This is a genomic window from Micromonospora sp. NPDC049257 (assembly GCF_040678915.1).
In the GTDB taxonomy this organism is placed as follows: Bacteria; Actinomycetota; Actinomycetes; order Mycobacteriales; family Micromonosporaceae; genus Micromonospora; species Micromonospora antibiotica.
On record NZ_JBFAQU010000001.1, the window covers coordinates 496,351 to 518,124 of the forward strand.

A 21,774-nucleotide genomic window follows, 5' to 3' on the forward strand; every position below is an offset into this window, starting at 1 on the left:
GGCCTGGCTCTTTCCGGCGGTGACCGACCGGCACCGGTCGGCGCGTGCCCCGGCGCTCGGGCGGCGTCGGCCGTGTCAGTTGGTGGCGAAGGCGGCCCGGCGGCGGGCGTCGACCTCGGCGGCCAGCTCCGGGGCGCGTTCCAGGGCCTCCGGGTGACCGCAGGCGGCGACCCAGTTCGCCAGCATCAGGTGGCCGCCCTCGGTGAGCACCGACTCCGGGTGGAACTGCACCCCCTCGATCGGCAGGGTCCGGTGCCGCATCGCCATCACCACACCGGACTCCGTCCAGCCGGTGACCTCCAGCTCGTCGGGGAGCGTCTCGGGGAGCACCGCCAGCGAGTGGTAGCGGGTGGCGGTGAACGGGTCCGGCAGGCCGGCCAGCACCCCGACGGAGTGGTGCCGCACCTCGGAGGTCTTGCCGTGCAGCAGCTCCGGTGCCCGGGTGACGGTCCCGCCGAACGCCTCACCGATCGCCTGGTGGCCGAGGCAGACGCCGAAGATCGGCAGCTCCCCGGCGTACCGGCGGATGACGTCGAGGCAGATGCCGGCGCGGTCCGGGCTGCCCGGCCCCGGCGAGAGCAGGACGCCCGCCGCGCCGACCCGGCCGACCTCGGCGACGTCGATCTCGTCGTTGCGTCGGACCTCGCACTCCACCCCGAGCTGGCCCAGGTACTGCACGAGGTTGAACACGAAGGAGTCGTAGTTGTCGATCACGAGGACACGCATGGGCTCACTGGTCCGGAGAGGGGGCGGGTGGGGTGTTGTTGCGGTCGGTGTCGTACGGCAGGTCGTGCCCGTCGCCGGCCGGCGCGTCGGGATCGACGGCGGAGTCGCCGCCCGGGTTGCCGGAGTCCTGGGTCACCTGGACGTCGTCGAAGGGCAGCAGCGGCTCGGCCCAGGGGAAGATCACATACCAGAGCAGCGCCACCGTCGCGGTGGCGAGCAGCACCGATCCGATGAGCTTGCCGGGCAGCCCGAAGGGCAGCTTGCGCCAGATGAACGAGTACACCGTGGTCAGCCTCGCAGTTCCGGCGGTGGGCCCTCGGACTTGGGCTGCGCGCGGTCGAGCTCGGCGTGGACGATCAGCCGCTGGTAGTTGTCGAATTTGGGGTTGCAGGTGGTCAGGGTGAGCAGTTTGCGGGTGGCCTTCGCGTTCGGCTCGCCCGGCACCGGAGCGACGACCTCTACCTGGTCGGGGCGGACGATCCGGGTCTGGTAGACCTTGTAGACGTACCAGTCCTGCTTGCCCTCCAGCAGGATCGCGTCTCCGGTCTTCAGCTCGTCCAGCCGCCAGAAGGTGGCCCGGTTGCGGTGCCCGGCCACGGAGAAGTTGCCCACCTCGCCGGGGAGCGCGCTCTTCGGGTAGTGGCCGGGGGCGTACCGGATGTCCTCCTGGGTGACGCCCTCGACGACCACCCAGTTCTTGTCGAGGCTGGGGATGTAGAGCCCGGCGATGGGCTTGCCCTCGGCGGGGGCGACCTGCTTGGCCGGGGTGCTCGGGCTGACCGTCGGGTCGCCGGTCGGGCCCCACGCCTGTTCCAGTTGCTTGTTGAGTTTGCTCTGGTGGGCGTCGACGAGGGCGGACTTGCCCCAGATCTCGTACCCGGCGAACAGGAGCACCACCAGTCCGAAGGTGATCAGCACTTCGCCGCTGACCCGTACCCCGGTGCGCAGCCGTGAGCCGAAGCTGGGCCGGGTCAGCTCCGAGTAGACGCTCTTGTAGCCCTCCCCGGTCTGTTCCGGGCGCAGCTGCACGACCCGCTCACCCCGCCGGGGCGGGGGTGGTGGCGGGGCGGGCTCGCCGGAGCCGGGGTGTTCGGGGGCGGGCGGCACCGCCCCCATCAGGGCGGTGGAGTCCAGCGCCGGGTTGTTCGGTCGGGCCGGCACCACCGGCAGCAGCGCCGTGGCCGCCGGGTCCGCCGGGTGGTCCGGTCCCGGCCGGCCGCGCTCCACCGGCCCGTTCCCGGGTACGCCCCGACCGTGGCCCGTGCCGGGGGCGGGGCCGCCCGGCCAGGCGGGTGGCGGTTGGCGTGCCGGGAGCACGGGGGTGGGCCAGGGGCCGGTGGGTTCCGGGCGGGCCGGCTCGGTGCGGGTGGCGGCGGGCGGCGTGGACCGGTCGACCCTGGGGAGGAACGCGGTCGGCTCGTCGTGCTGGTCGCCGCCGTGCGGACCCCCGCCCTGCCGGGTCATCGCGGCACCGTCGCCGATCGCAGCGCCGTGGAGTCCTCGAACGCGGGCACGGTGACGGAGCCGACGTGCTCGGAGTAGCCGAGCTGGTAGTGGTCGACCGCCTGCTTGAACAACCCGACTCCCTGCGAGCCGGCGAGGGCCTGCTGGAGGGCAGCGGGATCGCCGATTGCTACGATCTTGAATGGTGGCGAGTACACCCGGCCGTGCAGCAGCAGGGTGTTACCGACGCAGCGTACCGCGCTGGTGGAGAGCACGCGGACGTTCATGATGGACATGGCCTCCGCGCCTCCGGCCCAGAGCGCGTTGACCACGGCCTGCACGTCACCCTGGTGGACGACGAGGTCGTCGTTGGTGGCGCCCTTGGGTAGGGTGCCGTCGTTGCGGCGGGGGGCGTCGTTCAACTCGACCGTCACCCCGGAGCCGGTGAGCGCGGTGAAGCCGGCCGCCTGTTGGAGGCCCTGGGCGCGGTCCCGCTGCTCCTTGATCGGTGCGTCGGTGTCGGCCAGGGTCTCGGTCTCGCCCTCCACGTCGGCGCGCAGCCGGGCGGCCCGCAGCTCGCTGGCGGCCACCTGCTCCCGGCGGTCCTCGATCAGCTGGGTGAGCTGGGGCCGGCGGTCCTCCCGCAGGGCGGTGCCGCCCGCCGTGGTCGCCGTGGTGGTGAAGAGCAGTCCGGCGGCGGCGGCGATCAGTGGCACGCCGATCGACCAGCCCGGTCGGCGCTGCCGGGGGCGGCGGGGCAGGAAGGCGGCGACCGCCCGGCGCATGGCCTTCTGCCAGGACGCCGCACCGGATGTGTACTCCACCCTGCGTTCCTCTCCCGTCGTCTGGTGACGCCCGTCACGGTGCGGATCGGGTCGTCGACGGCGCGTCGACCCGACCGAATCCGGTCACCGTGGGCACCGGATCGACCCCATTCATGGCCTGAACCGGCCTTCCGGACTACGCTAGCTGTCGAACATTATTGGCCATGGACCGTCGCCCCCGCGCCCGGTTGTCAGGCCGGACGAGGTCGTCACCCCTCTGGAGAGCGTCGTGCCCAAGTCTCAGGTCCGTAAGAAGAAGGTGTACACCCCGCCGACGGACGTCCGTCCGACGACGACCGCGGCGACGCGCAAGCCTAGCCCGGTGTGGCTGCCGGTGACCGCTGTCGCGTTGATCGTCGGCGGCATCGGCTGGCTGGTGGTCTACTACCTCTCCGAGCAGGAGTATCCGGTCGCCTCGTGGGGCTACTGGAACCTCGCGGTCGGTTTCGGCGCGATGGTGGGTTCCCTGGTGCTGCTCTCCCGCTGGCGTTGAGCCCGGCGCTGCGGCGCCCTCCACGACACGACCCAGGTCATCGCGTACGCCCCCAGCCCGGCGCTTCGGCGTCGGGCCCCCTATGGTGTCCGCAGGGCGGCGTGGCCTGGTGCGAGAAGATTCACGTTACCGTCGGGTAACTTTCGCGTAGGCTGCACCGCATGACCGAGCGGAGCGAGGTCGTCGACCGGTCCGGTCGGGGGTGCGGCGGCGGCAGGCCGGGCACCTCCTGAACCGGCCCCGGCCGCCGCGCCGCTCGCCAGGCAGCAGACCGGGAGGCCAACTCGATGGGCAGCGTCCAGATCGTCACCACGGTCCTCGCCGCCGCCATCACCGCGGTGGCGGTGTGGCTCGCGGTGCGTGCGGTGCGGAAGATGGTGGCCGTCATCCGGCTGGGGCAACCCGCGCCGGAGCGGTTCACCGACAAGGGCACCCGGGCGAAGACCATGCTGGTCGAGACGGCCGGCCACACCCGAATGCTCAGGTGGGGCGTGGTGGGGGCCGCGCACTGGTTCGTGATGGTCGGCTTCATCGTGCTGTCACTGCTCGTGCTGGAGGCGTACTTCGAGGTCGTCTCGTCGACCGGCGGGCTGCCGCTGATCGGTGGCCTCGCCGTGTACGGCCTGGTCACCGAGGTGATCGCGGTGCTCGGCACGGTCGGCATCGCAGTGCTGATCGCGATCCGGATCCGCAACCGGCCGACCCGGCCGGGTGGGCGCTCCCGGTTCACCGGCTCCACCATGTGGCAGGGCTACTTCGTCGAGGCGGTCGTCCTCGCCGTGCTGGTCATGGGGTTCGTGATCCGGGGCTTCAAGGTCGCCACCGACCACTTCGAGTACCCGCTCTGGGCCACCCCGGTCAGCCACGCCGTCGGCGCGCTGCTGCCCGCCTGGCCGGCCGGCGTGAGCATCGCCGCCCTCATCAAGATCGTCATCTCGATGACCTGGCTGATCGTCATCGCGCTGAACGTGACGATGGGCGTCGCCTGGCACCGCTTCCTGGCGTTCTTCAACATCTTCTTCAAGCGCGAGCCGGACCGGCCGGCCGGCTCCGGGCTCGGCCCGCTGCGGCCGATGACGAGCCAGGGCAAGCCGCTCGACTTCGAGGAGGCCGACCCCGAGAAGGACCAGTTCGGCGTCGCCCAGGTCGAGCAGTTCACCTGGAAGGGGCTGCTCGACTTCAGCACCTGCACCGAGTGCGGGCGCTGCCAGTCGCAGTGCCCGGCCTGGAACACCGGCAAGCCGCTGTCGCCCAAGCTGCTCGTGCTCAGCCTCCGCGACCACGCGTACGCCAAGGCGCCCTACCTGCTGGCCGGGGGCGGCAAGGACCTGACCGGCGAGGAGAAGGCCACCGCGGCGCAGCTCGCCCACCTCGACGTGCTCACCCTCGCCGAGGCCGACAAGCCGTTGATCGGTGACGCCGAGGCCGGCGGTGTGATCGACCCGGACGTGCTGTGGTCCTGCACCACCTGCGGGGCCTGCGTCGAGCAGTGCCCGGTCGACATCGAGCACGTCGACCACATCGTCGACATGCGGCGCTACCAGGTGCTGATCGAGTCGAGCTTCCCGTCCGAGGCCGGCGTCATGCTGCGCAACCTGGAGAACAAGGGCAACCCGTGGGGTGCCCCGCAGAACACCCGCGAGGACTGGACCAAGGGCCTGAGCTTCCCGGTGCCCCGGGTCGGCGAGGTCGACGACTTCGAGTACCTGTTCTGGGTCGGCTGCGCCGGGGCGTTCGAGGACCGGGCCAAGAAGACCACCCGCGCGGTCGCCACCCTGCTCAACGAGGCGGGCGTCTCCTTCGCCATCCTCGGTGAGGGCGAGACCTGCTCCGGTGACCCGGCCCGCCGGATCGGCAACGAGTTCGTCTTCCAGATGCTCGCCCAGCAGAACGTCGAGACCCTCAACGAGGCGTTCGAGGGCCGGGACAAGACCAAGCGCAAGATCGTCGCCACCTGCCCGCACTGCTTCAACACCCTCGGCAACGAGTACGGCCAGCTCGGTGGCGAGTTCGAGGTGGTCCACCACACCCAGCTCCTGGCCCACCTGGTCAGCACCGGCAAGCTCACCCCGGTGCAGCCGGTCGACGGCGGCGTCACCTACCACGACCCCTGCTACCTGGGCCGGCACAACCGGGTCTTCGCGGCGCCCCGGGAGGTGCTCGGCAGCGCCGTCAACGGCGGTGGCAGCGCCGACGGCACCCTGATCGAGATGCCCCGCAACAGCGAGCGCTCCTTCTGCTGCGGCGCCGGCGGCGCCCGGATGTGGATGGAGGAGAAGATCGGCAAGCGGATCAACGTGGACCGGGTCGAGGAGGCCATGTCCACCGGGGCGCGCACGGTCGCCGTCGGCTGCCCGTTCTGCTCGACGATGCTCAACGACGGGGTGAACGGCAAGGGCGCCGGCGAGCAGGTCGAGGTGGTCGACGTGGCCAGCGTGCTGCTGCGCTCGGTCAAGCCGGACACCGCGCCGGGCGAGAAGGAGACCGCGCCGACCGCCGGCTGAGGTCGTACCCCCGCCGGGGCGGACGCACGACGGCGGCGGCACCCACCGGTGCCGCCGCCGCAGCGGTCGTCAGGACGTCGTGGTGGTGATGATGGCGGCCGTGGTGGTCACCGTGGTCGCCATCATGATCGCGGCCTGGGTCTCCTCGATCGCCTTCTTCGTCGCCGCGGACGCCCAGTCCCCGTCGGCGATCTCCGTGGTGCGGGCCTTGAGCCGCTCCTTGGGCAGCTCCCGGAAGAGCTTGCGGTCCAGCCCCACCGCCCGGGTCAGGCCGAGCAGCGCGGCCGTCCGGGCCTCCACCGGGCCGTCGGCGAGCAGCGCGTCGAGCATCCGCTGCCGGGCCGCCGTCTCCGCCGTCGGCTCCGCGCCGGTCGGCGACGGATAGCGGGTACGCGGAAAGACCAGCAGCACCCGGTCGGAGTCCCGGCGCAGCACCCCCGTGTCGACCAGACCCGACAGCACCCGGTCGGGCAGCCCCTTGGCCAGCCGGCTGATCCAGTCCTTGGGTCGGCGACGCTTGCCGTCGGCGGCCACCCGGGCGAGGGCGTCGTCGAGCACCGGCCGGCCGACCGGAGTCGGGTCGGTCACCGCCAGCCGGTCGTCGGCCACCTCGACCCGACCGGCGAGGGCCAGCTCCAGCAGGACCGCCCCGGACAGCCCGTAGTCGAGGTGGGGCCGGCCGAGCCGGTTCACCCCGGTGTCGTCGTAGGCGAGCAGGACCAGTTCGTCGGCGAGGGTGAGTGGTGCCATGCCGTCCACGCTAACCCGGTGGCGCGAGTCCCGCCGCTGGGCCGATCCGACGACGCCGGTGACGGTGAGCCACGCCCCGGTGACTGCGGGACGCGGTCGTGAAACAATCACGCCCATCGACTCTCTGCTGCTCGGTACGCTGTTGCCCCTGGTCGGCTTCGTGCTGCTGACCGCCGGCAACGCGTTCTTCGTTGCGGCCGAGTTCGCCCTGGTCACCGTCGATCGGGCGGAGATCGACCGGCGGGCCGAGGCCGGCGACACCACCGCCGCCACCGTCCGTCGGGCGCTGCGCGAACTGTCCTTCCAGCTCTCCGGGGCGCAGCTCGGCATCACCCTCACCGCGCTGCTCACCGGCTACCTGGCCGAACCGGCCCTCGCCCGGCTGTTTGACCCGCTGCTGGCCCCGCTGGGCGGTGCGGACCGGTTCGGTCCGCTGCTCGCCCTGGCGTTGGCCACCCTGCTCTCGATGCTCTTCGGCGAGCTGGTGCCGAAGAACCTGGCGCTGGCCCGGCCGATGCCGGCAGCGCTGGCCACCGCCGGGCCGATGCGCGCCTTCTCGCGGGCCTTCGGCTGGCTGATCAGAGGGCTGAACAACTCGGCCAACCGGCTGGTCCGCCAGCTCGGGGTGGAGCCGCAGGAGGAGTTGGCCAGCGCCCGCTCCCCGGAGGAACTGGGCCTGCTCGCGGCCATCTCGGCCCGCGCCGGGGCGCTGCCACCGGACACCGCCATGCTGCTGCGGCGCACCATCCGCTTCGGCGACAAGCGGGCCGCCGAGGCGATGACCCCCCGGGTGGACGTGATCGCGCTGCGGGCCACCGCCACCGTCGCCGAGCTGCTCGACCTGTCCCGCCGGACCGGTCGGACCCGGTTCCCTGTCTACGAGGAGACCCTCGACCTGGTCACCGGGGTCGCGGCCGTACCCGACGCGCTCGGGGTGCCGCTGGCCGCGCGGGCCGGCACCACCGTCGCCTCGGTCGCCCGCGAGCCGGTGTACGTGCCGGAGAGCCTCGACCTCGACGGCGTGCTGGCGGCGTTGAAGGCCGCCGGGTCCGACCTGGCGATCGTGGTCGACGAGTACGGCGGCACCGACGGGGTGGTGACCGTCGAGGACCTGGTCGAGGAGCTGGTCGGGGAGATCGCCGACGAGTTCGACCCGGCCACGGTGGACGACGCCCACGACACCGGGCTGACCGTGCCGGGTGGGGAACGGACCGTCCTGGTCGACGGGGTGCTGCGGGAGGACGAACTGTACGAGCAGACCGGCTTCCGGCTCCCCGAGGGGCCGTACGAGACGCTGGCGGGGTTCCTGATGGCCCGGCTGGGGCACATCCCGCTGCCCGGCGAGACGACCGGGGCGGACGGTTACGAGTTCACCGTCGTCGAGGTGGAGCGGCACCGGATCGAACAGGTCCGGGTGGTTCGCCCCGAGGAGCCGCACGTCGATGACTGAGCTGCTGGTGGCGGTGGTGCTGCTGCTCGGCAACGCGTTCTTCGTGGGCAGCGAGTTCGCGTTGATCGCGTCCCGGCACACGGTGGTGGAGCCGTTGGCCGCGACCTCGAAGCGGGCCCGGTGGGCGTTGTCGGCGATGAACCAGATCCCGCTGATGATCGCCGGGGCGCAGCTCGGCATCACCGTCTGCTCGCTCGGGTTGGGCGCGATCGCCGAGCCGGCCCTGGCCCACCTGCTGGAGCCGGTGTTCCACGCGGTGCTGCTGCCGGCGGGCGCGGTGCACCCGGTCTCCTTCCTGATCGCCCTGGGCGTGGTGGTCTTCCTGCACACGGTGGTCGGCGAGATGGTGCCGAAGAACATCACCCTGGCCGGGCCGGAGCCGTCGGCGCTCTGGCTGGGGCCGGCGATGCTGGCGTTCTGCCTGGCCACCAAGCCGCTGCTGCTGGCGATGAAGTGGGCGGCCCGGCAGGTGCTGCGGCTGTGGGCGGTGGAGGCCGCCGACGCGGTCAAGACGGTCTTCACCGCCGAGGAGTTGGCCGGGCTGGTGGCCCAGGCCCGTACCGAGGGGCTGCTCGACGCCGAGGAGCACGCCCGGATCACCGGCGCGTTGGCGTTGCACGCCCGGACGGCGGCGGACGCGCTGCAGCCGTGGTCGACGGTGACCACGGTGGCCGAGGACGTCTCACCGGCCTCTCTGGAGGTGCTGGCGACCACCACCGGCCGGTCCCGCTTCCCGGTGGTGCAGCGTTCCACCCGCAGGGTGCTGGGCTTCGTGCACGTCAAGGACGTCCTGGGGTACGCCGGGGCGTCCCGTCGAGCGCCGGTGCCGGCCGAGGTCTACCGGCCGCTGGCCGTGGTGCCACCGGACCGTACGCTGGCCGATCTGCTGCTGGCGATGCGACGCGAGCGGCGGCACATGGTGCTGGTGAGCGACGGTCGCCGCCCCCTGGGTGTGGTCACGCTCGACGATGTATTGACAGCAATCGTTGGAAATTGAGCGAACACCCTTTGTGTGCAAGCGATTGCACTGATGTGATGGAGGGCCCACCCGCCTTGATTCCCCACCGGGACTCCCCCTAATGTTGCACCGGCCGCTGTGGGTCGTCTGCCTCCTTCTTCCCCTTAGCGAGGCGCCCGGCGGTCGGTTGCAAAGGAGTCGACGCCGGTGGCAACCATGCCCCCTCAACGTCACGTCCAGGGCCAGCCGCCCGCCCGGCCGGCAGTCCTTCGGCGGGTCGCCCGCCGCCTGCTCACCGTGGTCGCGGCGGTCGCCGTCGGTGCCGGGATGCTCGCTGTGCCGGCCCACGCCGCGCCGTCGCCCGAGGAGATCGAGGCGGCTCTCGACAAGCAGTGGGAGCAGCTCGAACCCACCATCGAGAACTACAACAAGGTCCGGGCGCAGCTGAAGGTCAACCGCAAGAAGTCGGCCGACCTGCAGAAGAAGATCGAGCCGTTGGCCCTGCAGAGCGAACTGGCCCTCGGCCGGGTGGGCGACCTCGCCTCCCGCTACTACAAGTCCGGGCCGTCGCAGGAGTTGAGCGCGCTGCTCACCACCAGCCGGCCGGGCACCCTCGCCGCGCAGCTGACCATTCTGGACCGGCTCGCCGCCGAGCAGCGGCGGGAGGTCGAGGCGGTGCTCGTGGTGCGCCGCAAGTACGACGCCGAGAAGCAGAAGCTCGACACGCTGATCGCCGCCGAGGTGCAGCAGGAGAAGGACCTCGCGGCCAAGAAGACCAAGATCAACGCCGAGATCAAGCGGCTCCAGGCGGCCATGCCGAAGACCACCGTCAAGGTGAACGGCTGCCCCACGATCAACGGGGTGGTCAGCTCCGCCGCCCGGACCGCGATCGCGACCGCCTGCGCGCAGGTCGGTGACCCGTACGTCTGGGGTGCCACCGGGCCGAACTCGTTCGACTGCTCCGGGCTCACCCAGTTCGCCTACAAGGCGGCCGGCATCTCGCTGACCCACTTCACCGGTGCCCAGTGGAACGAGGGCAAGGCCATCCCGCGCTCCGAGGCCCGCCCCGGCGACCTGGTGTTCTTCTTCAGCGACCTGCACCACGTCGGCCTCTATCTGGGCAACGACATGATGGTGCACGCACCCCGGACCGGTAAGCCGGTCCAGGTGACCAGCATCAACTACATGCCGGTGGCCGGCTTCCGCCGACCCTGACCAGCGCAGACGCCAACCCCCGGCCCGATGGGCCGGGGGTTGGCCCGTCTTCCGGTCACGGAGTGTGCCGGCCCGGCGGGTTGCGGATCGATAACGACCATCTCTACTCTGGTCAATCGTCGGTCGGCACCAGGTCCGCCCCACCCGGGGTGGCGTCGGCCGGCACCGCCGAGTCGCCTCCGGGCGAGCCGGGGACCCAGGTACGCCGGGGTGAATCCGCAACCACTGCGGTAGGGCGCTCCCTTCCCGCCCGAACCCGTCAGCTAACCCGGTAGGCGGTCGAGGAAGAAGGAGCCCGGAGCCCGGTGGCACACGATGCCCCGCGCCCACCGTCACGCCGGTCGACCCAGGTCGCCCGCGAGACGACGGTGCCGCGCCCACGTTGGTCCCGCTTCACCACCACCCTCGCCACCCTTGCCGCCGTCGCGGTCGCCCTGACCGGTGGCGCCACGGCAGCCCACGCCGACCCCTCGGTCGCCGAGATCGAACGACAGATCGACCAGGACTGGAACAAGCTCGAACCGATCATCGAGCAGCACAACGCCACCCGCACCGACCTCGCCGCCAAGCGTCGGCAGGCCGACGCGCTGGGCAAGCGGATCGCCCCGCTGCAACGGCGGGTGGACCAGGCGATGAACCAGGTCAGCGGCCTCGCCGTCCAGGCGTACAAGGGCGAGAACATGTCCACCGTCAATGCGCTGCTCGGCAGCCACAGCCCCAGCCAGGTGGTCGAGCAGTTGGGGTTGCTGGACCGGTTCGCCAGCCGCCAACAGCGCGAGGTGCGGACCGTCGCGGCACTGCGCGACGAACTCGCCGCGACCAAGGCGCCGTTGGACGAGATGGTCGCCCAGCTGACCCGTACCGAGGCCCAGTTGGCGGCGAAGAAGAAGCAGATCAACACCGAGATCGACAAATTGCAGAAGCTGCGGCTGAAGGTCTACGGCAACGGCGGCGGGGGATCACTGCGCCCGGCACCCTGCCCGGCCGGCTACCCCGGCGGCCCGTCCGGCACGGCCGTCAAGTTCGCCTGCGCCCAGATCGGCAAGCTGTACGTGTGGGGCGCGGCCGGCCCCAACAACTACGACTGCTCCGGGCTGACCATGGCCGCCTGGGCGAAGGCCGGGGTGTCGCTGCCGCACAACGCCCGGCAGCAGCGCCAGGTCACCGACCGGGTCAGCCGGGCCGACCTGCGCCCCGGCGACCTGGTCTTCTACTACTCCGACCTGCACCACGTCGGGATGTACGTCGGGGACGGCTGGGTCGTGCACGCCTCCCAGGCCGGCAAGCCGATCACGATGAAGCGGGTCGACGACGGGCCGGTCAACAGCTACGGCCGACCCGGCTGAGCCACGCGTCCGGGCCCCCTGACCCGGGGGGCCCGGCCCGGTGGGGTGTGGTCAGCGGGTGGGCCAGATGCGCCAGTTCTGCCAGGAGCGGCTCTGCGTCGGCCCGCGCTGGCCCTGGTAACGCGACCCGTACACCTCCGAGCCGTAGGGGTGCTCGGCCGGCGAGGAGAGCCGGAAGATGCAGAGCTGGCCGATCTTCATGCCCGGCCACAGGGTGATCGGCAGGTTGGCCACGTTCGACAGCTCCAGCGTGACGTGGCCGGAGAAGCCCGGATCGATGAAGCCGGCGGTCGAGTGGGTGAGCAGGCCCAGCCGGCCCAGGCTCGACTTGCCCTCCAGCCGGCCGGCGAGCTGGTCGCCGAGCGAGATGACCTCGAGCGTGGAGGCGAGCACGAACTCACCCGGGTGCAGCACGAACGGTTCGCCCGCCGGCACCTCGACCATCGACGTCAGGTCGTCCTGCTGCACGGCCGGGTCGATGTGGGTGTAGAGGTGGTTGTTGAAGACCCGGAACAGCTTGTCGAGGCGCACGTCGATGCTGGACGGCTGCACCAGACTCGGCTCGAACGGCTCCAGCGCCAGCGTGCCGGCCTTGATCTCGGAGACCAGGTCCCGGTCGGAGAGCAGCATCGGGCCACCCTATCGAGCACGCCAGTCCGCCCTGCCTACCGGGCCGTCCCGCCGGCCTCGTCGGCGCGTCGGCCGCCCCGACCCACCGGGCCGCCCGCGGTCGTCGTCGGCGGTGGCTGCGGGGCGGATGCCGGGCCCTTCCACCTGCGTGTCGGACTGATTTTCGAACGCCTGTTCGATAGGATGACGGCATGGCATCATGGTCCGCATTCGCCGCCGACGAGCCCCGACTCGCCGACGGGATCCGCCTTCTCCTCCAGCAGTACGGGCCGGGTTTCGGCTACCTGGCCACCGTCCGCGCCGACGGTGGTCCCCGGGTGCACCCGGTCTGCCCGCTGGTCACCGACGGCGGGCTCTTCTGCTTCGTCGTCGACTCACCCAAGCGACGCGACCTCGAACGTGACGGCCGCTACGCGCTCCACTCGTTCCCGGCGGAGGAGAGCGACGACGAGGCGTATCTCGCCGGTCGGGCCGAGCCGGTGGCCGATCCGGCCCGGGTGGCGCTGGTGGCTGCGATCGGTCGGGCCGCTCCCCAGGTCGACTGGCGGCTCTTCGAGTTCAGCGTGGACGTCGCCATGCTGACCCGGCGTGACCACGGCGGCCAGTTGCGTCCCGACGGCGGGCGTCCCGCCGTGCAGGTCTGGCTGGACCCGACAGCGGGCCGGCCGGGTGTCGCCGACCTGCCCGACCAGCGGCCGGCCCGGCGTGGTCGGCACGGGTTCGACACCCGGCGTACCGCCGCCTGACCCGGAAGACGACGGTGCCGGCCCCGTCCGGGAAGGACGGAGCCGGCACCGGTGCCTGCGGTGTGTCGGTCAGGCCGACGCGCGGTAGGCGGTCCAGGCGTTCACCATGCGGCTCGCCTGACCAGCGGTGAACTGGTACATGCACGAGTCGTAGGTGTAGTCCATGAAGTTGGTGATCGGGTCCTTGCCGGACGCGGTGCAGGTGTCCCGACCAGTCGGGCACTCGAAGGCCGGCTCACGCTCGGCCGGGGTGTCCGAGACGCCGTCGCCCGAGCCCGAGCAACCACCCTGGAAGGTGTGGTAGAGGTTCAGCCAGTGGCCGACCTCGTGGGTGCCGGTGTCACCCAGGTTGTAGTTGGTGGCGGTGCCACCCGGCAGCGACTCGCCGAGCACGACGACGCCGTCCATCACGTCCAGGGTGCGCTTGGGGAAGGTCGCCCAGCCGAGCAGGTCGTCGCTCAGCTCGCCCAGGTAGAAGTTGAGGGTGTTCTTGCCGCCGGTGCGCAGCTGGGTCTTCATCGCCCGCTCGGCCGAGGAGCCCTGCACGATCGGGTACCAGGACGCGTTGGTGACCCGGTTGATCTTCTGGAGCTGGAAGGTGAAGCCGGTGGCCGCGCCGCCGGTCGCACCGCTGTAAGCCTGGTTGAGCACGGTGATCTGCGAGTTGATCAGCGAGTCGGGGATGTTGCCCCCGGCCCGGGTGCTGTCCCGCTGGATCACGTGGACGACGACCGGGACGGTGATCGGGGCCAGCGCCACCGTCGTGCCCTCGCTCGAACCGGTGCGGATGCTGGACTTCGACCGCAGGGCGCTGTTGCGCAGGGCGGCAGCGAAGTCCGCCTCCCGCTCCTTGACCTGCGTGGCGGTCAGCTGGTTCGGGTCGTGCCGCTTGTGCGCGGCCTTGCTGCCGCCGCGAACGCGCGCGTCGGAGTGGACGTCCTCGTGGACGTCGGCCGGCTCCGCGCAGGAGGCGTTGTCGGGGGCTGCGGAGTATGCGGAAGCCGCAGGCACGACGCCCACCGCAGCAGTGCTCAGCAGCAGCGCGAAGGTCGTCGATGCGACGCCGGCGGCACGCCGGGTCAGCAGGTTGGGACGTAGTCCCATGGGCCCACCTCTTTCTGGCGGCGCGACAGGGGGTATGTCGCGCCGAGGTCGTGAACGTGGGGGTGACGTTACAACTGATCGACACGTTTGAGAACGTCCCTAAGCTGCTTCTGTGAAACATCTGACCGTTTCATTTCAGCAGGTGGTGGTCGATCGGCTACGGAAGGTGTCCGGCGGCGTGCGGGGGTGCCAGGGTGCGCGGGCGTGGTCACCTCAGGTACAGTGGTTCCGCTTGCGGGTGTAGTTCAATGGCAGAACATCAGCTTCCCAAGCTGACAGTGCGGGTTCGATTCCCGTCACCCGCTCCACCACGAAGGCCCTGACCAGGATGCGAATCCGAGTCGGGGCCTTCGATGTTCCAAGGTCAACCAGGGCGCACCGTGCCGATGGCGGGAGCATCAGCGGGCAGTACAGCACGACGCTACTCACCTGGCTCGGAAGCCAGCTGAGCACCGGCGCGGCCGACAGCGGGGTTGTCGCGGTAACAAGTCATGGCCTTGGGCCGGGGTAGCGGCTCCAGGTGCCGCCTGCGTTGGTGACTTGGCGGTTGCGACGAGAGTTACGACCCCGGTGACGTCGCCCAGGCGGCGACCCCGGCGACCTGAAGCCCACTCGATCGGCATGGCGGGGGAGCGGATACCCGTGCGCGTCCTTTAGACCTGATGACGTGAACGACTCACACCGACGGCCGAAGCGGTGTCGACGTCAGCACACTCCGCCGCCCGCCGCCCGCCGCCCGCCGCCCGCCGCCCGCCGCCCGCCGCCCGCCGCCCGTCACCCCCCGCCTGACCACCTGTCACGCCTCACTCGCCGCCTGATTCGTTGACGACATCAGCTCGAAAGGACGCGCCAGGACCACCCGACCCCGGGCCGACCTGGACGACAGCCCGGGGCGGAAACCTCGACACCTCCCCGTCGAGGATCATGTGGGGTGCCATCGACCCTGCTCCGAGGAGGTCACCGTGCCGGCGAAGCTGACCCGGGACGAGGCCGTCGCCCTCGTCGAGCGGATCATGCGGCTCGACTATGCCGACGACGGCGAGCTGAACGACTGGCTGGACAGACTCGCACGCGACCTCGTCTGTCCGGACGTCTCCGATCTGATCTTCACGACCACCCCGGAGCTGACGGCCACCGAGGTCGTCGACCGCGCGCTGGCCTACCGGCCGATCGTGCTGAAGGCGACCCCGTGGTCGGAGACCGAGGAGCAGACCCGGCCTGACTGACCCACGTGAGCGCGGGCACCCGGCACGGGAAGGGCCGGGGGCGGCGTCGGGACGTACCCTGGTGATCATGCGGATTGGCATCGTGATCCTTCCCGACCAGCGGTGGCCGGAGGCGCGTCGGCGCTGGCAGCAGGTGGACGCGTGGGGCTTCGACCACGCCTGGACGTACGACCACCTGGGTTGGCGGGATCTGGTCGACGGCCCGTGGTTCGACTCGATGTCGACGCTGACCGCCGCTGCCACGGTGACCGAACGGATCCTGCTCGGCACCCTGGTCGCCTCGCCCAACTTCCGGCATCCGGCGGCGTTCGCCCGGCAGGTCACCACCCTCGACGACATCTGCGGCGGGCGGCTGCTGCTGGGTCTCGGCGCGGGTGGGATCGGCTTCGACTCGGCGGTGCTGGGCGGGGAGACGCTGCCGCCCCGGCCGCGGGTGGACCGGTTCGGTGAGTTCACCGAGCTGCTGGACCTGATCCTGCGGGAGGACGGCACCACCTGGCGGGGTGACTGGTTCTCCGCCGTGGACGCCCGCAACAACCCCGGCTGCGTGCAGCAACCCCGGGTGCCGTTCGTGGTGGCCGCCAACGGGCCCCGGTCGATGCGGTTGGTCGCCCGGTTCGGTCAGGGCTGGGTCACCACCGGCACCGGCGAGGAGGAACTGACGGCCTGGTGGGGCGGGGTGGCGACGCTCTGCGCCCGGATGGACCGTACCCTCGACGAGGCCGGCCGCGACCCGGCCAGCCTGCCCCGGTACCTCTCCCTGGACTCGGCGCCGGTCTTCTCGCTGAGCAGCGCGGACTTTTTCGCCGAGCAGGTCGCGCGGGCGGCGGCGCTCGGCTTCACCGACGTGATCACGCACTGGCCCCGGGCCAGCAGCTGGTACGCGGGCGACGAGGCGGTGCTGGCGGACGTCGCCACCCGCCTGCTGCCGGAGCTGCGCACGCCCTGACAGGTCGCCGCACGCACTGCGGGGTGCCGCGGGCCCTGAGCGGCTGCACACTGAGGGACCCCGCACGCACCGGCAGGGGGCCGGACACTGACGGGGTGCCGCCCCGGCCCGGTTCAGGTGCCCAGGTCGCCGGTGCGTATCCCGCCGTCGCCGGCCGAGACCAGTCGGAACCGGATGCAGACGATCTCGGTGTCGTCGGTGACCGGGGTGCCGGCCCGGGCCCAGAAGCCGGCGTGCCCCGCCCGCCAGTCCTCGATCGAGCGGTCGCCCTCCCCCTCGGAGCGGGCGAAGTCCCAGGGGACCCGGGCGAAGGGGACGACGTCGATTCCAGTCACCTCGACCACTCCGACGAGCGCGTCCCGGTCGTCGACCAGGGCCAGCCGTTCACCGACGTGCTCCAACTCCTCGGCCTCGGCGGCGTACTCGGTGAGCAGGCCGGCGGTGGCCGTCTTGACCCCGGTGAGCACCAGCGTGTTGAGGGTGGTGCGCAGCTCACCGGGGGTGCCGAGGGCGAGCGTGCGGAGTCCGCCGATCCGTGGCCACATGCGGCCGAGGCTACCGGGGTGCCGCTGTCCCGTCGCCCGGCGCACCACCGGCGGTGGCGGTGGACTGGGTCGCCGGACAGGTCGCCCCGACCCTGGCCACGCCGACCGATCTGCTGGTCGCCAAGTCGCTCGGCACCCTGGCCGGGCTGACACGGGAGCGTGGGTCAGGGCAGGTCGGCGGGGGTGAGTAGCCCGCGTGCGCCCAGTTCGGCGGCGACCGGGTCGGGCAGGTCGACGACCACGGCGGCGACGCCGACCCAGTGTGCGCCCCGGGCGGCGCAGAGGTCCCGGACGGCCCGCACCTGGGCTCCGGTGGCGACCCAGTCGTCGACCATGAGCACCCGGTCGTCCGCGCCGAGCCGGTCGTCGCGTACCGCCAGGTCGACCTGCCGGCCCCGGAAGTCGGGTGGGCTCTGCGCCCAGGTCAGCGGGCCGGCGGGGAGTCGGCCGTCGCCGGGCTTGTGGGCCGGGACGAAGCCGACACCGAGGGCGGTCGCGGCGAGCGGCCCGAGCATCAACCCGGTCACCGCGGGGGCGACGACGACGGTCGGCCGGTCGGGGTGGAACGGCGCGACCAGGGCTGGTCCGAGCCCGGCCAGCACCTGCGGGTCCCGCCACCAGCCGGAGACGTCGCTGACCAGGTGGCTGCTGCCCGGCCCCGGGTCGACCCAGCGGAACAGCTCGACCAGGCGGGCGCGCAGCGCAGCGGTCATGGCCCCATCCTCGCGGTACGCGGCGCGGCGGTCATGACCCCATCCTCGGCGGTGAATGCCAGCGGTGGCATTCTGGCCCGTGCGGCCCACCGGCCGTCGGCTGATCGGTCACACGTATCACTGTAATTCCGGGCATACCACCATGATCACGTTGACTTCGGAAGTGCTTCTGTCGTTACGGTCCGAGCCGCTATGAAGGCCTACGAAAGGACCGAGCCGGTGGTTGGCAGGCACTCCCGTACCCGGATCTTCTCCTCGCCCGCCGGCATCGCGGCCACCGCCGCGCTCGGTGTCGCGCTCGCCGTCGGCGGCACCGTCGGCGCGGTGCAGCTGACGGCCGACGACGCGCCGGCCCCCGTGGTCGTGGACCCGGTCACCCCCGGCGTCGTCGGCACCACCGCCGCGCCGACCCCGAGCCTGAGTGCCAGCCCCACCGTCTCCCCGACCGCCAGCCCGTCGCCCACCGCCACGGCCAGCCCGAAGGCGACCCGGACCCAGGCCGCTTCCCGGAGCAAGCCGCGCACGCCCGAGCCCAAGCCGTCCGCCACCACGAAGAAGGCGGCCCCGAAGAGCAACGTCGTCGACAGCGGCTCGTGCGGCGCGTCCTTCTACGACGAGGGTCAGTTGACCGCCAACGGGGAGAACTTCGACCCGAGCGCGCTGACCGCCGCGCACAAGACCCTGCCGTTCAACACCAAGGTCCGGGTGACCAACCCGGCCAACGGCAAGTCCGTCACCGTGCGGATCAACGACCGTGGCCCGTTCGTCGACGGGCGCTGCATCGACCTGTCCCGGGCCGCCTTCGCCGCGATCGCCTCGGTCGACCTGGGTGAACTGACGGTCAGGTACGAGGTGCTGGGCTGACGGCGAACGGTGACACCAGCGGGACGGCCGGGTAGAACACCCTCAATCGTGGGGCTAGGTTCATTCTCCGGCCCGGTTCCATCAGGCATGCTGTCCCACGTACGTAAACATGCCTTCCAGTTGGGCCGAGGCCCACTGAGTCCCGGGTCCCGCGCCGGCGTCGGCGCGGCCGTCGGGCTGCTCGCGCTCGTCTCGGCGATCGAGTCGGCCGACGGCCGTGCGGTGCACTACGTCGCACTGATGACGGTGGCGCCGATCCTGGCCGCCGGGTTCGCCTCGTGGCGGGCGGTGGCCGGGGTGGGTTTCCTCGCGCTGCTGGTCGGGGCCGGGTTCGCGGTGGCCGATCCGGCGATGAAGCTGACCACTGCGGTGTCCCTGGTCGGGATCGCCTTCGCCACCGTGGTGGCGGCCAGTGTGGCGGCGGTCCGGCAGGGGCAGGTGGTGCGGATCGGCGAGCTGTCCCGGCTGGCCTCGGTGGCTCAGCAGGCCGTGCTGCGTCCGCTCGGCCCGCAGGTCGGGACCCTGGCGGTGGCGGCCCGGTACATCTCCCCCACGGCCACCGCCGAGATCGGCGGTGACCTGTACGAGGCGATAGACACCCCGTACGGCGTCCGGATGATCATCGGGGACGTGCGGGGCAAGGGGCTGGACGCGGTCCGGCTGGCCAGCATCGTGCTCGGCTCCTACCGGCACGTCGCCTATGAGCGGCCCGACCTGCGGGCGGTGGTGGCCGACCTGGACCGGGCGGTGGCCCGCAACGTGGGGGACGAGGACTTCGTCACCGCGGCCGTGGTCGAGGAGCGCGGCGGGACGCTGACCATCGTCAACTGCGGCCATCCGGCGCCGTTGCTGCTGCGTCGGGGCGCGGTGATCCCGCTGGAGCCGCCCGCGCCCGCGCCGCCGCTGGGTTTCATGCCGGTGGTCCGGCCCCGGGTGGAGCGGCTGGAGCCGGGCGACCGGCTGCTGCTGTTCACCGACGGTCTCGGTGAGGCACGCCGGGACGGCGAGTTCTTCCCGACCGCCGACCGGGCGTGGCGGCTGCTCGGCCACGGCACGGTCGGCGACGGTCTGGCCTCCCTGGAGACCGCGCTGGTCGAGTGGGTGCACGGGCGGCTCGACGACGACATCGCCCTGGTGCTGATGGAGTACACCGGGCCGCGTAGCGGGGTGACGGTGGCGGTGCCCTCGTGGGAGGTCGGCGCGGCGGAGAACTGACGCGCGCCGGGCTGTGATCGCCGTCACTTCGACGATCGGGTTGTCGCTGCCTACCGGTGAGTAATACAGTGGGGGTTACTGATCGGTAACACCTGTCCGGAAGCGGGGCCAGTGAGCATGACCCACTACAAGAGCAACCTTCGGGACCTTGAGTTCAACCTGTTCGAGGTCTTCGGGGCGGACCGGACGTTCGGCCAGGAGCCGTACACGGACCTGGACGTCGACACCGCCCGCAGCTTCCTCTCCGAGGTCGACCGCCTGGCCCGTGAGGACCTCGCGGCCAGCTACCAGGACAGCGACCGCAACCCACCGGTCTTCGACCCCGCGACGCACACCGCACCGCTGCCGGAGTCGTTCAAGAAGTCCTACCAGGCGTTCATGGACTCCGAGTTCTGGCGGCTGGACCTCCCCGAGTCCCTCGGCGGCAGCAGCGCCCCGCGCGCGCTCTGGTGGTCGCTCGCCGAGCTGGTGCTCGGCGCCAACGCGCCCGTCTGGATGTACGCCTCCGGCCCGTCCTTCGCGCACGTGCTGGAGGTCGAGGGCACCGACGAGCAGAAGAAGTGGGCCAAGCTCTTCATCGACCAGCAGTGGGCCTCCACCATGGTGCTCACCGAGCCGGACGCCGGCTCGGACGTCGGCGCCGGCCGGGCCCGTGCCGTCCGGCAGCCGGACGGCTCCTGGCACATCGAGGGCGTGAAGCGCTTCATCACCTCCGGCGAGCACGACCTGAGCGACAACATTGTCCACTACGTGCTGGCCCGTCCGGTCGGCGTCGAGGGCGTCGGCGGCCCGGGCACCAAGGGGCTGTCCCTGTTCGTCGTGCCGAAGTTCCACTTCGACGCCGAGACCGGCGAGCTGGGCGAGCGCAACGGCGTCTACGCCACCAACGTCGAGCACAAGATGGGCATCAAGGTCTCCAACACCTGCGAGCTGACCTTCGGCGAGCACGGCGTACCGGCCAAGGGTTGGCTGCTGGGCGAGAAGCACGACGGCATCCGGCAGATGTTCATGATCATCGAGTACGCCCGGATGATGGTCGGCACCAAGGCGATCGCCACTCTGTCCACCGGCTACCTCAACGCCCTGGAGTACGCGAAGAACCGGGTGCAGGGCGCCGACCTGACCCAGCAGGCCGACAAGGCCGCGCCCCGGGTCACCATCACCCACCACCCGGACGTGCGCCGTTCGCTGCTGATGCAGAAGTCGTACGCCGAGGGGCTGCGGGCGCTGGTCTGCTACACCGCCACCTGGCAGGACAAGATCGCGATCGCCGAGGCGGCCGGCGACGAACCGGCCACCAAGCTGGCCAGGCGGGTCAACGACCTGCTCCTGCCGCTGGTCAAGGGCGTCGGCTCCGAGCGGGCCTACGAGCTGCTCGGTCACGAGTCGCTCCAGACCTACGGTGGCTCCGGCTTCCTCCAGGACTACCCGCTGGAGCAGTACGTCCGGGACGCCAAGATCGACACCCTGTACGAGGGCACCACCGCGATCCAGAGCCTCGACCTGATCTTCCGGAAGATCGTCCGGGACAACGGCAGGGCGCTCACCTCGGTCGCCGGTGAGATCCAGGAGTTCATCAGCACCGAGGCCGGCAACGGGCAGCTCAAGGAGGAGCGGCAGGCGCTCGGTCGGGCGCTCGCCGAGATCCAGAACATCCTCGTCGTGCTGACCGGTTGGCTCGGTGAAGCCCAGGGCGGCGACACCCGCAGCCTCTACAAGGTCGGCCTGAGCAGCCGCCGCTTCCTGCTCGCCCTCGGTGACCTGGTCGTCGGGTGGCTGCTCCAGAAGCAGGCCGACGTGGCGCTGAAGGCGCTGGCCGGTGAGGTCTCCACCACCGACCAGGCGTTCTACACCGGCAAGGTGGCCGCCGCCCGGTTCTTCGCCCGTGAGGTGCTGCCCCGCATCGGCGCCGACCGCCGGATCATCGAAGGCGCCGACCTGGACATCATGGACATCCCCGAGGAGGCCTTCTGAACTGACCGCCGGTCCCGACCGGGTCGAGCCGGCCGGATTCGGCGGGTGACGCGCATGGGGCCGATGTGGCGGTGTCCGGGACGTCCGGACATCACCACA

At 71.5% G+C, this 21,774-nt stretch carries 20 protein-coding genes, 1 tRNA gene, 1 pseudogene and 1 riboswitch; of the genes and pseudogenes, 13 read left to right on the top strand and 9 right to left on the bottom strand.

The features are described 5' to 3' along the window. Positions 1–75: 75 nt before the first annotated feature. The 4 genes and pseudogenes from AB0K25_RS02175 to AB0K25_RS02190 form a co-directional block, all read right to left on the bottom strand. A complete protein-coding gene (locus AB0K25_RS02175; protein ID WP_208565232.1) occupies positions 76–726 on the bottom strand; it encodes an aminodeoxychorismate/anthranilate synthase component II in 651 nt (216 codons plus the stop codon). Positions 727–730: 4 nt separating this feature from the next. Then, positions 731–1,009 (bottom strand): hypothetical protein, encoded by a 279-nt coding sequence (locus AB0K25_RS02180; RefSeq protein WP_208565233.1) that lies wholly within the window; start codon positions 1,007–1,009, stop codon positions 731–733. A gap of 5 nt (positions 1,010–1,014) precedes the next feature. Then, positions 1,015–1,923: pseudogene (locus AB0K25_RS02185) on the bottom strand (class E sortase); the annotation flags it as partial. A 263-nt stretch (positions 1,924–2,186) separates the two neighbouring features. Further along, positions 2,187–2,993: a DUF881 domain-containing protein gene (locus AB0K25_RS02190; RefSeq protein ID WP_208565235.1), complete on the bottom strand. Its 807-nt coding sequence runs from the start codon at positions 2,991–2,993 to the stop codon at positions 2,187–2,189. Positions 2,994–3,222: 229 nt separating this feature from the next. On the opposite strand from AB0K25_RS02190, the gene AB0K25_RS02195 reads away from it, so the two are divergent. Together AB0K25_RS02195 and AB0K25_RS02200 are read left to right on the top strand one after the other, a co-directional pair. Beyond that, positions 3,223–3,486 carry a cell division protein CrgA gene (locus tag AB0K25_RS02195; RefSeq protein WP_208565236.1) on the top strand — a complete coding sequence of 88 codons (264 nt, stop codon included), beginning with the start codon at positions 3,223–3,225 and terminating at the stop codon, positions 3,484–3,486. A gap of 287 nt (positions 3,487–3,773) precedes the next feature. Further along, positions 3,774–5,990, top strand: coding sequence for a (Fe-S)-binding protein (locus AB0K25_RS02200; protein WP_219465453.1), 2,217 nt, complete (start codon positions 3,774–3,776; stop codon positions 5,988–5,990). Between the two features lie 69 nt (positions 5,991–6,059). On the opposite strand, the gene AB0K25_RS02205 is transcribed toward AB0K25_RS02200, so the two are convergent. Then, positions 6,060–6,740 carry a GPP34 family phosphoprotein gene (locus AB0K25_RS02205; protein ID WP_255597803.1) on the bottom strand — a complete coding sequence of 227 codons (681 nt, stop codon included), beginning with the start codon at positions 6,738–6,740 and terminating at the stop codon, positions 6,060–6,062. 142 nt (positions 6,741–6,882) lie between these two features. On the opposite strand from AB0K25_RS02205, the gene AB0K25_RS02210 reads away from it, so the two are divergent. The 4 genes from AB0K25_RS02210 (at position 6,883) to AB0K25_RS02225 (ending at position 11,709) form a co-directional block, all read left to right on the top strand. Then, positions 6,883–8,190: a hemolysin family protein gene (locus AB0K25_RS02210; RefSeq protein WP_255598825.1), complete on the top strand. Its 1,308-nt coding sequence runs from the start codon at positions 6,883–6,885 to the stop codon at positions 8,188–8,190. Next, a complete protein-coding gene (locus AB0K25_RS02215; RefSeq protein ID WP_219465458.1) occupies positions 8,183–9,187 on the top strand; it encodes a hemolysin family protein in 1,005 nt (334 codons plus the stop codon). Before AB0K25_RS02210 ends, AB0K25_RS02215 begins: the two co-directional genes overlap by 8 nt. A 177-nt stretch (positions 9,188–9,364) precedes the next feature. Next, entirely contained in the window at positions 9,365–10,363 is a 999-nt protein-coding gene (locus AB0K25_RS02220) for a C40 family peptidase (RefSeq protein ID WP_208565241.1), read from the top strand. 156 nt (positions 10,364–10,519) lie between these two features. Next, positions 10,520–10,656: riboswitch (cyclic di-AMP (ydaO/yuaA leader) on the top strand. Between the two features lie 12 nt (positions 10,657–10,668). Beyond that, positions 10,669–11,709: an NlpC/P60 family protein gene (locus AB0K25_RS02225; protein ID WP_357532738.1), complete on the top strand. Its 1,041-nt coding sequence runs from the start codon at positions 10,669–10,671 to the stop codon at positions 11,707–11,709. 51 nt (positions 11,710–11,760) lie between these two features. Here the strand turns inward: AB0K25_RS02225 and dcd are convergent, their stop codons facing one another. Beyond that, positions 11,761–12,339, bottom strand: coding sequence for a dCTP deaminase (gene dcd / locus AB0K25_RS02230; protein WP_208565243.1), 579 nt, complete (start codon positions 12,337–12,339; stop codon positions 11,761–11,763). Between the two features lie 191 nt (positions 12,340–12,530). Between dcd and AB0K25_RS02235 the strand changes: the two genes are divergently transcribed. After that, a complete protein-coding gene (locus tag AB0K25_RS02235) occupies positions 12,531–13,085 on the top strand; it encodes a pyridoxamine 5'-phosphate oxidase family protein (protein WP_219465460.1) in 555 nt (184 codons plus the stop codon). Positions 13,086–13,154: 69 nt separating this feature from the next. Here the strand turns inward: AB0K25_RS02235 and AB0K25_RS02240 are convergent, their stop codons facing one another. Then, positions 13,155–14,189, bottom strand: coding sequence for a zinc metalloprotease (locus AB0K25_RS02240; protein WP_219465461.1), 1,035 nt, complete (start codon positions 14,187–14,189; stop codon positions 13,155–13,157). A gap of 234 nt (positions 14,190–14,423) precedes the next feature. On the opposite strand from AB0K25_RS02240, the gene AB0K25_RS02245 reads away from it, so the two are divergent. From AB0K25_RS02245 to AB0K25_RS02255, 3 genes are all read left to right on the top strand, one after another. Next, positions 14,424–14,497: transfer RNA gene (locus AB0K25_RS02245), tRNA-Gly, on the top strand. A 654-nt stretch (positions 14,498–15,151) separates the two neighbouring features. Continuing rightward, complete coding sequence (locus tag AB0K25_RS02250; protein ID WP_219465474.1) at positions 15,152–15,415, top strand: e9imm peptide; 264 nt, start codon at positions 15,152–15,154, stop codon at positions 15,413–15,415. A gap of 61 nt (positions 15,416–15,476) precedes the next feature. Continuing rightward, the gene (locus AB0K25_RS02255) at positions 15,477–16,364 is read left to right on the top strand and encodes an LLM class flavin-dependent oxidoreductase (protein WP_219465475.1); all 888 of its coding nucleotides are present in this window, start codon (positions 15,477–15,479) and stop codon (positions 16,362–16,364) included. 113 nt (positions 16,365–16,477) lie between these two features. On the opposite strand, the gene AB0K25_RS02260 is transcribed toward AB0K25_RS02255, so the two are convergent. Both AB0K25_RS02260 and AB0K25_RS02265 read right to left on the bottom strand, forming a co-directional pair. Then, a complete protein-coding gene (locus AB0K25_RS02260; RefSeq protein WP_219465476.1) occupies positions 16,478–16,909 on the bottom strand; it encodes an ASCH domain-containing protein in 432 nt (143 codons plus the stop codon). Positions 16,910–17,073: 164 nt separating this feature from the next. Continuing rightward, a complete protein-coding gene (locus tag AB0K25_RS02265) occupies positions 17,074–17,622 on the bottom strand; it encodes a phosphoribosyltransferase family protein (protein ID WP_219465477.1) in 549 nt (182 codons plus the stop codon). A 219-nt stretch (positions 17,623–17,841) separates the two neighbouring features. Between AB0K25_RS02265 and AB0K25_RS02270 the strand changes: the two genes are divergently transcribed. The 3 genes from AB0K25_RS02270 to AB0K25_RS02280 all read left to right on the top strand — a co-directional run bounded on the left by AB0K25_RS02270 (position 17,842) and on the right by AB0K25_RS02280 (position 21,675). After that, on the top strand, positions 17,842–18,486 hold the full coding sequence (locus tag AB0K25_RS02270) for a septal ring lytic transglycosylase RlpA family protein (RefSeq protein ID WP_363817873.1): 645 nt from the start codon (positions 17,842–17,844) through the stop codon (positions 18,484–18,486). 87 nt (positions 18,487–18,573) lie between these two features. Then, positions 18,574–19,701 carry a PP2C family protein-serine/threonine phosphatase gene (locus AB0K25_RS02275; protein ID WP_219465479.1) on the top strand — a complete coding sequence of 376 codons (1,128 nt, stop codon included), beginning with the start codon at positions 18,574–18,576 and terminating at the stop codon, positions 19,699–19,701. Positions 19,702–19,818: 117 nt separating this feature from the next. Continuing rightward, the gene (locus AB0K25_RS02280) at positions 19,819–21,675 is read left to right on the top strand and encodes an acyl-CoA dehydrogenase (RefSeq protein WP_219470507.1); all 1,857 of its coding nucleotides are present in this window, start codon (positions 19,819–19,821) and stop codon (positions 21,673–21,675) included. Positions 21,676–21,774 lie beyond the last annotated feature (99 nt).